We start from the raw sequence: 10,088 nt of genomic DNA, 5'->3' as shown, positions 1-10,088 counted from the left end.
TAATGCTACATTGTATTTAAATGAAATTGAAGGTTATTTTAACTTAAAGTGGTTTGTGTTGAATCTAAAAGTTGTTTTTTTATGTAAAAATGAAGAAGAAGTGCATACACTACACTAATTTGTAGGAGGACAACCAATGAATACACGGGAAATCCAGGTCCAAAAACAAGGATTGATTCCTAAAAAGGAACGTAAATGGATAATCGTAGCGATTATTATCGCTGCTTCGATAATGCTTTGGGAAATTAAGGGACTATTACAGCTTTCATTAACCACTCTGCACAGCAGGCAGTTCGAACATACATTTAAAGATTTTGGCTCCAATGCAAGAATTGCCTTATTTTTTGTCCTTGCTTATTATGTGCTTCTTCGTGTTATTAAGCTTAGTGCTTTAAAAGGTCAAGGCAAGGTGAAAAAATGGTTGTCCACTTTACTGCGCTTTGCCCGAAGATGGCATACTCCAGTAGCGATTCTCGCCATCGCTTTTATTATCTTGCATACGGTAGCTGTCTTTATGCACGGCTTCAAATTTGATTTTAATAATATAAGTGGATTGCTTTCCTTGCTAGTCCTGCTTCCAGTTCCTTTATCAGGACTATTTCGATATCAGAGGATGGACCGGAAGTGGCATTTACGTTCTGGTGTTGCTTTTGCAATTCTATTTTTAATTCATTCTTTTTTATAAACAACGGCTGCCATTTTTGGTGGCTTTTCTTTTTGAAATAACGGACTGGTTTGTAAAAGAAGCGTTCAAAGAAATTTATTAGAAAAAGCAACAATAACCTATATTGAAATGATAATATTTAATAAAAATGAAATACTGAGGTAATTGCTTATGAACATTTACATATCACTAAAATCCCTAGCAAAACGCAAAAACTTCATTACAAAACAACCATTCGAGATGCAAAAAAAACCAAACACGCTAAGAGAACTCATTACCCAAGTCGTAACACAAAACGTCGATACGTTCAACAACAAAGCTAGCGATCCAGAAACACCACTTATAAACTTTCTTTCCAACTCAGACATCGAGCAGCAAGCCCAAGCGGGAAAAGTAGGTTTCCAAACACTATATAATGACAAGCAAGCAGATCTAACGAGAGCAATCGAAACCGCCATTCAAGCCTTTAAAGACGGATTATACCGAGTGTTCATAAATGACGAAGAAGCTGAGCAGCTAGATAGCCCACTAGAGGTAACAGAGGAAGCCGAAGTCGTGTTCATACGCCTGACAATGCTCACGGGCCGGATGTGGTAGGCTGACTGCACTATAAACCAGAGGGACATTTCTGTCTGTGGTTCAAAATGAATCAGGAGAACCGTCCCCCAGGTCCACCCAAAGGAGGATACGATATGACGATAGAATCAAGCGGAAATTATTTGATAGATTATGAAGCAAAGATTGCAACACTCGATGAACAGGATCAAAAGCTAGCTAGACACATCCTAAAGTTCATGCAAACGGATTATTATAACCAGGACCGGCATATTCGTCGCTTCACCAATACGCTCAACGAGCAAGCAGAAACTGATCAAGGCAAGCTCAATCGGCTAGTGGACTTAACGCGTAATTTACTAGGCGATTACTACGCCACTGTCATGAAATACATCATCAATCACGCAACCGAGTATTCCTACTCAACGGGCTATGACCGGAGACCATTCCGCACCAAATATATAACAGCCCACTTAAACACAATCATTGGAAAGTGCGCATCACTCCATGATCTAGCAAAGCACCACGTAACGATTATGGACATTCTTACAAACCGACAGCTTGAGCTAAACAACCAGGTGATCAGCGATATTATCGCCTTCGAGCTAGACCGGCAAAACGACGACGTGCTAAGCGCACTTAAAGAAATCATCTATGGTGACAACAACACTGCCCTCCTCACAAGAGAAATGATAAAGGGCATGCTGCTCAGCCATCGTGAAGAAGCCTATACCATCATCGGCGAGCTCCTTGTGGCAGCGAGACTTCAAGAGGGTCTCCGCCAAAGCATCGTCGAAACAATGGATGAAGGAACACTAGAGGCAACAACGTACCTGCTTAACGTGATCCTTGACAACAACCTAATCCGATACAGCTCTGTTGTTAGAGCCATCGACGTGTGGACAGGCTTAACACTTGAGGCAGAGCAAGCCCGCGTCACCAAGCAAATGATTCAATACATCCATGAATGCCTAACTAACCCTGACCTTCGCAAGCTGTGGCTGCAGAGTGAGGATATGAACAAGCTGTACACAAGTCTATGGGCTAGTGCAGTAATCGAGGAGGAGGATCTCAAGCACCAGGTAAACGCGCTTATGGATAACGGCGAAACCTATCAGAAGATTGTCGCCCAATACATGCTCGCCCAGAGTCAGAACGACCTGCTCAAGTACACGATTGCCTCCAAGCATCTAGACGAAACCCACCATGAGCTTCAAGTCTTTCTGCTCACTAACTATACGTACGAGTGCTATTTTTCGTGGAACTGGAACCGTAAAACCAATCAGTATATTCATAAAATCGAGTTCGAACGCATTCCGGCACTTGAAGTAAGGTCCGAGCGACTACGCCAGTTCACTCTTTTAAAAGCAATGCTAGACACTGCTCCGAAAAAAGAAATTACAATCAGATCCAGAGTTTTCAGTGGCTTAGAGGTAGCGTACTCTGCTGACTCCATCGTAAAAAAGATGCTTTACCTGATTGCCTATGATATGGACCAGGGACTCATCACGCAAATCATCGAGAAAAAAGACATGTACAACTCAGACACAAGGGGCTATTTGCTCGATTGCTTTACTCAAGATCAATCCAACCCTGCTCAACGGGATTATATTTTTGCCTGCTTATCTGATAAAAGTATGACCAATCGTGAAAAAGCGATGACACGAATCCTGGATTTAACTCTCGGACCTGACGAAATAGACAAAGTTGAAGCAATCCTGAAATTAAAAACAGGAAACCTCCGTCAAAGTGCTATTAAGCTTTTACTAAAGCTGGTAGACAAAAAACTAGAAGCATCACTAGACCGGCTTTTAACAAGTAAAAGTGAATTGCAACGGGTGGGCGGACTTGAAATGATCTCAGAGTTAAAAGAAGCATCGCCGGAAAAATTCAATAAGGTAAAAGACAAATGCAAGGTTATCAAGGCTCCGACTGAAAAAGAAAAGCTATTAATCGACAAGCTTACAACAAAAGAGGAATATAACTTAAAGAACGGTTTCGGTCTATACGATCCAGAAAAACAATGCGAGTTGCCAACTGATCATATCCCCAAAGTCGAAACTAGTAACGTGTTCTCGACCGATTTTACAAGAATCCAAGAGATCCTAACTGGCCTTTCCGAGTTAATTCACGAGCATCGCGAACACGAATATGAAGTCGATTGGTATGGTTATAAGGAAACGCACTTAGTGGGTACAACTCTAAGAAGAGGGCAAAACGCCAACATGCAGGACAAGCGGGAGGGAATCGATGACCTGCCACTAGCTGAGGTTTGGAAGGACTATTTTAAAACATCAAAAATCACTACACCTGAGCTTATCGAGCTAAATGTCATGTTCAGTTTAGACCTAGTGTATCGCTATTATTATAAAAGGATTAACAGCTGGGAAATGGATGACTATAAAAAGCCAACTGATTGGCGGAAGGAGTTTCTCGATAGCGTTTTTCCATTAGAGAAGGTAAAGGAATTCTATACCTTTGCACCTGAGCTTCTTTATTTTAGTCAGATGAACGAAATTGTATCGTCTTATTTCCAGGACCTAAACAAAGAAGACATATACGAAACAGCAAGTGGGATGCTTCATACGATGATTGAGGCTATCCCTGAGGAGAAGCGTAAATCAGAGCGTCAGATGTATCAGCTGATTACATTCCCGTGGCTAGATTGGGCAAAGGCAAATGTGTATGATGAGACATCCAACAAAACCTACTTGCTTCTATTGTATAAGTTATACACTATTAATAACTGTAAAAGATTTGGTCCAGACCTTGAAGAGCTAGTCCGCGCCTATGATCTACTGCTTATTGATGAGAATGAACTGACAAAAGAGTTATTAGGAAGAGAGAATAGTAGAGATCACATTTTAGAGCTAACAAATGCAAAGAAGGGCTTCACGAAAGAGCATCCTTCCATTGAGCCGATAAAAGAAAAGGTCATCTCTCGTATCCTTGATATTGAACTGAAGCGTGGTGACCTCCAAACAGAGGTCACTCCACATGCAACAGGTATCATGTATTTCGAGGGAATGGAGTATTTGATAACGTTATTATCAGGACTCGATAAGGAATCGTTCGTCCGTGGCTATTTCTATTATTATGATAATATGAATGTAACAAAGAAGGAAGCATTGAGCCACTTACTACAAGTCTGTCACCCGAAGGAAGGCGATAACGAGGAGCTGCTGGCACAACTTGTAAAAGAAAAGAAGATTGCTGAAAAACGTTTACTTGAGGCTGCGATGTATGCACCTCAATGGCTAGATATTGTAGCAGCATATTTAAAATGGGATGGGCTAAAGAGTGCATCCTGGTATTTCCATGCGCATACGAACGAATCCTTCTCTGCTGAAAAGGAAACGATAGTTGCGCACTATTCCCCGATCACACCAGAGGAATTCCATGATGGTGCCTTTGATATTGATTGGTTCAAAGAGGCTTACAAGCAATTAGGTGAAGAGCGTTTCAATATTTTATATGATTGTGCAAAATATATTTCAGCAGGTGCCAACCATCGCCGTGCCCAGCTTTTTGCTGATGCGACACTTGGTAAGCTAACCTTGAAGGATATAAAAACCTCCGTTGTAACGAAGCGAAACAAGGATCATTTGCTATGCTATAGCTTGATCCCAATCGAATCAGCAAACACGAATGATGTCTTAGAGCGCTACGAGTTCATACAGAAATTTTTAAAAGAAAGCAAGCAATTTGGAGCACAGCGACGTGCAAGTGAAGCAAAGATTGTTGCGATTGCACTAGATAACCTCGCTCGAAATGCGGGGTATAAGGATGTAACAAGACTACGCTGGGAGATGGAAGCGCGGAAAATAGAAGAGGTCCTGCACGTCCTAGATCCAGTGGAGATTGACGATATGACAGTTCAGCTTGTGATCGATGTAAATGGGAAGGGTGCCATCAAGATCATCAAAAACAACAAAGAGCTGAAATCCGTCCCACCAAAATATAAAAAGCATAAATACATCTTAGAGCTAAAAGAAGTAAACACAGGGCTGAAGGAGCAATATAGCCGAGCAAAAGGAGAGCTTGAACGCTCCATGGAGCTAGAAACACCATTCACAGTACAGGAACTAGTCAACATGATGAAAAATCCAGTTGTTGCTCCACTTGTGAAAAATCTTGTTTTCAAGACTGGTGACAAATTAGGCTTCTTAACTGGGGAAGAGTTTCAAACTCCAACAGGGGAAAACTATCAGCTTCAGTCAGACGATAAAGTGATAATTGCTCACCCGGTTCACCTATATGAAAGTGGCAGCTGGAGTGACTACCAGCGTTATCTATTTGATCAGCAAATCAAGCAGCCATTCAAACAGGTATTCCGTGAGCTATACCGACTAAATGCAGACGAAGAAGCAGCGGGAACAGAATCCAGACGTTATGCAGGATACCAAATTCAGCCAAAGAAAGCTGTTGCCCTGTTAAAAAATCGCCTGTGGACGGTTAACTATGAAGAAGGACTGCAAAAGGTCTATCACAAGGAAAACATCATTGCAAAAATCTATGCCATCGCAGACTGGTTCTCACCTTCTGACGTTGAGAGCCCAACCCTTGAGACAGTAGAATTCTTTGACCGTAATACGTATAAAAGCATAGAGTTAAGCAAAATTCCAAAGATCATCTTGTCTGAAACCATGAGAGATGTAGACCTAGTCGTAAGTGTCGCCCATGTTGGCGGCGTTGACCCAGAAGCAAGCTTAACTACAATTGAAATGAGAGCTGCCATCCTACAGGAATCTCTAAGATTGATGAAAATTAACAATGTAAGAATCAAAGGAAACTTCGCACTGATCAAAGGAAATCTTGGGGAATACGGTGTCCACTTAGGTAGTGCCATGGCCTACAAGCAAGCAAGTGGAAACCTGAACATCCTACCAGTTCACTCGCAGCATAGAGGAAAGCTCTTCCTACCATTCCTAGATGAAGATCCAAAAACAGCGGAGATCCTATCAAAGGTCCTGATGCTTGCGGAGGATAATAAAATTAAGGATCCAAGTGTGTTGGAGCAGTTAAGACATTAAAAAGTATAATTTTCGAGGGCGATGCTTGAATTAAGGGCAACGCCCTTTGCTTGTTTGTTTTTCTAAACAGATTATGAAGAATATCCCTTAAAGTTCCGGGTGCAAGAGATAAAGAAAGGGACCGCTGCGGTGTCTTATTTCTTGCTGTACTAACCGATGCAGTTTAGTGGAAGGTTATATTATTTGTTTAGATTTAATAGAATGTAACAATTTGGTAAATGAATAGGAGGTTACTTATGAAAAGGAAATCAGTATTTATTTTTGGAGTTGTGCCTCTCGCATCATACTTGGTTGAAATCTTACCAATGGCTGCTTCCGAACAAGTTGGGGTTATTACCTATAGTCCTCTCAGGGCGGACTTCTGACAGGAAAATACGGGATAAACAAACGCCCTGAACAGGGCCGATCTATACAAAATGCCCGTTATCAAGACCGTTACGGGTGCCGATGAAGATTATGTGACGGCTGAACAGTTCAGCAAATATGCCAAAGAACATGATGTGAAACCTGCAACTTTAGCAGTTGCTTGGGTAATGGCTAATTGTACTGTTACGGCTCCTATCATTGGTGCACGTAATTTAGAACAATTGGAAGATTAATTAGCGGCTGCTGATTTTAAAATGACACCAGAAATGTATGCTGAAATTTACTTTTATCTAGAACCCCAGCTCCAGCAACCGACCGAGCAGAGGTATTAACCGGTAAATGGAAATAAGTTGATTAAATTTATGAACCACTTCAGTTTTGATATAGATAGAAAGAAAGCGTCCCATTTATATTACTGGGACGCTTTTCATTTGGAATAACGATTAAACATAATCCAGGGACTGTTCGTAAATGATGATGTTTTGCTTTAAAACATTAATTATTAAGGTCAAATAGACCAAGGGCATGCTCATTTGGCATACCAGGTAATTCGGGAACGGGATAGCCGCTTGGTGGTTCAACTGATTTAAAGATGTCTTATTGACTTTAATGATAGGATTTAAACGAGAGTGGATTGTATTTCTTTTTTTCACACATATCGATGATATAAGTTGCTAATTGTTGAATTCCCAGAATTATCATCTCTTCATTTACTTGTGAAATGCTTAGTCGAATTGCTTGCTGTTTGTTTTCAGCTAAGTACATTCTAGAAGCGTTGTCCACATAAATATGTTTTTCATGTAATAGGTAAATCAATTTATTGACATCTATATGTGAAGGTAAAAAGATGGTGAGATAAAAACCACTTTTTGGCTTTGTAAATTGTACATAGTTCGGTAAATACAATGAACAGGCTTCTAATAATGTTTTCATTTTTTTTATGTACAATTTTTTTACGTTTTCTAAATGATATTGAAACATACCATTTTTTAAATAGATTTCTAATGCTCCTTGTGAAAGTGGCGATGAAGTGAAATCAATGCTAAATTTATAGCTTAAGAAGGTGGGAATCATTTTTTCAGGGAGTACAACAGTAGCAATACGTAGCCCTGGCAAAAATACTTTCGAAAAACTCTTTACATAAATGACTCTTCCGTTAGGTTCATATGCAAACAAAGGGTCTGCTTTTAAATCCGTATCTAACTCTGCTAAGAAATCATCTTCTACAATGTATACATCGTATTTTTCTGCAAGAGCAACTATTTTTTTCTTTTCTTCATTTGTATAGTGATGCCCAAGAGGATTATGGCATCTTGGAATGATGTAAAAGAGTTTAATATCATTGGTTCGAAATAAGTTCTCAAGCCTTTCAAAATCAATCCCCTCCATTGTTAATTCAATTCCTAATGTTGTAATCTGATTTAACTGTAAGGTATCTATCATACCGAAGTAAGTAGGCTGCTCAATTAATACATTTTTTTTACCATTCGGAAACGGCATGATGGATAGGATGTGAAGCGCTTGTTGTGAGCCAGAAGTAATAACAAGTCGATCAGGTTTCGTGAATACTTGTAAATGTTGTAGATACTTCGCAAGTTCTTTTCGCAAAGAAAAAAGTCCTTGTTGCTCACTATAAGTAAATAATTGCTCTTTATAATGGTCAATCGCCTGGTTCATACAATGCTGAAAGTCCCCATAAGGCATAATACGTTTATCTGGACCAGCAGATAAAAAATCAATATCTTTTTTATTCGGACTAGGTGTTTGATAATAATCAACAACGTAATAGCCACTTTTGGGTTTAGCATAGACAATATGTCGTTGTTCCAATTCGAGTAATGCCTTTTCAACCGTATTTTTACTACATTGAAATTGTTCAGCGAGCAGCCGGATAGAAGGTAATTTATCTCCTGCCCTAAACTGCTCATCCTCTATTTGTTGTATCACCCATTCTAAAATACCCCTATATTTTGTTGTCATATATATTCTCCTTAGTATCTGTCCCATGACAGATGTGGATTTTTACTGTATTAAAAAGAGTTTATATCAATTACAATCATGTTTAATTAGTTTATTCCTTTTAACCATGATTATGGAATACATTTGTATGTTTGTGAAGGGGGAATTTGAATGGAAAACAATATAAAAAGAGGAATGCTGATCGGTTTTATCGGCATAGTTTGTTTTAGTCTTACATTACCAGCTACAAGTATTGCTGTCCCTTATTTTGGTGGGACAATTGTTGGGTTGGGTAGGACAGTTATTGCAGCAATAATCGTAAGTATCATTCTTATCATAAAAAAACAATCATTACCTAATAAAAAACAATTGAAAAGCTTAGGTATTGTTGCCGTTGGTGCTGTACTCGCCTTTCCGTTATTAACAACATTTGCAATGAAATCACTGCCTGTTTCACATGGCGCAATTGAACTGGCTTTACTGCCACTATCGACGGCTGGTTTTGCTATGTGGCGTGGTGGCGAGTCACCTTCTAAGCGCTATTGGATAGCAAGTTTTATCGGTGCGATAGCAGTGCTTCTTTATGCCGTGTATTTAGGTTTAGGTCACTTACAAAATGGAGATATTGCACTAATTGTGGCTGTCTTAATACTTGGATTAAGTTATGCAGAAGGTGGAAAACTATCAAAAGAGATTGGTAGTTGGCAAGTCATCGCTTGGGCTATATTAATTGGAGCCCCGTTTTTTATTATTCCTGTGGGCTTAAGCATATCAGTTGATATGTTACAAGCGCCTATCGAAGCTTGGTTAAGTTTGTTCTATTTAGCTGTTGTAAGCCAATTTTTAGCATATGTCGCTTGGTACGGTGGGATGTCTTTAGGAGGGATTGCAAGAGTTGGACAGATTCAATATTTACAGCCCTTTTTAATGATTGGATTTTCTGTATTGGTCTTAGGAGAATCGATTACATGGCTAACGATTGTTTTAGCGATTGTTGTTGTGGTATGCGTAATATTTGGAAAAAATGCACCTGTGATAAAGAGGGAGTCACATCGTAAAAATAGTGTAATTAGAAGTAGATGATTTTTATATAAGGGACGCAATTTACGCAATTTATGGGAGACTAGAAGGATGTAATTTATTTCAATATGTGTGGTAAATAACCGAATAAAATGATTAAAACTAACCAGAAATAGGTAACTCAACCTTGAATAATAATGGGGTGATTTTATGAGTAAAGCTAAAGGAAAAGGTGGTACAGGGAGAGGAACAGACAAGAAGGGTTGGAATCGTTGGCAAGCTAGTGCAAACAAAAAAAGAGTGCAAAACCTTATATAAGTAAAGGTCAAAAAAACGGATGTTGAAAATGACCCCACGAGCAATAGTTAAAGTCACATAACCGAAATATAGCGAATACTGAATAAATACAATTATTTAATGACCCAACATGTGCGAGCTCCTTTAAAGGAGTTCGCTTTTTTCTTTTTTAGCGAACGGAGCAGTTTAGTTGA

At 39.4% G+C, this 10,088-nt stretch carries 7 protein-coding genes and 1 pseudogene; 7 read left to right on the top strand and 1 reads right to left on the bottom strand.

The features are described 5' to 3' along the window. Positions 1-136 precede the first annotated feature (136 nt). The 5 genes from V7161_RS22485 (at position 137) to V7161_RS22465 (ending at position 6,851) form a co-directional block, all read left to right on the top strand. Entirely contained in the window at positions 137-685 is a 549-nt protein-coding gene (locus tag V7161_RS22485; protein WP_335715084.1) for a hypothetical protein, read from the top strand. Positions 686-835: 150 nt separating this feature from the next. Next, on the top strand, positions 836-1,261 hold the full coding sequence (locus V7161_RS22480) for a hypothetical protein (protein WP_335715083.1): 426 nt from the start codon (positions 836-838) through the stop codon (positions 1,259-1,261). Between the two features lie 95 nt (positions 1,262-1,356). Further along, complete coding sequence (locus V7161_RS22475; RefSeq protein WP_335715082.1) at positions 1,357-6,252, top strand: DUF4132 domain-containing protein; 4,896 nt, start codon at positions 1,357-1,359, stop codon at positions 6,250-6,252. Positions 6,253-6,488: 236 nt separating this feature from the next. Further along, a complete protein-coding gene (locus V7161_RS22470; RefSeq protein ID WP_335715081.1) occupies positions 6,489-6,617 on the top strand; it encodes a hypothetical protein in 129 nt (42 codons plus the stop codon). A gap of 51 nt (positions 6,618-6,668) precedes the next feature. Beyond that, the gene (locus V7161_RS22465) at positions 6,669-6,851 is read left to right on the top strand and encodes an aldo/keto reductase (RefSeq protein ID WP_335715080.1); all 183 of its coding nucleotides are present in this window, start codon (positions 6,669-6,671) and stop codon (positions 6,849-6,851) included. A 373-nt stretch (positions 6,852-7,224) separates the two neighbouring features. On the opposite strand, the gene V7161_RS22460 is transcribed toward V7161_RS22465, so the two are convergent. After that, entirely contained in the window at positions 7,225-8,598 is a 1,374-nt protein-coding gene (locus tag V7161_RS22460; protein ID WP_335715079.1) for a PLP-dependent aminotransferase family protein, read from the bottom strand. Positions 8,599-8,748: 150 nt separating this feature from the next. Between V7161_RS22460 and V7161_RS22455 the strand changes: the two genes are divergently transcribed. After that, positions 8,749-9,660 carry a DMT family transporter gene (locus V7161_RS22455; protein WP_335715078.1) on the top strand — a complete coding sequence of 304 codons (912 nt, stop codon included), beginning with the start codon at positions 8,749-8,751 and terminating at the stop codon, positions 9,658-9,660. 147 nt (positions 9,661-9,807) lie between these two features. Continuing rightward, positions 9,808-9,941: pseudogene (locus V7161_RS22450) on the top strand (DUF3934 domain-containing protein). Positions 9,942-10,088 lie beyond the last annotated feature (147 nt).

The sequence above is a fragment of the Neobacillus drentensis genome (genome assembly GCF_036965425.1).
GTDB lineage: Bacteria > Bacillota > Bacilli > Bacillales > Cytobacillaceae > Neobacillus > Neobacillus drentensis_F.
The sequence above is the reverse complement of the archived record's forward strand: the minus strand, read 5'-3'. Positions and strand labels throughout refer to the sequence as shown.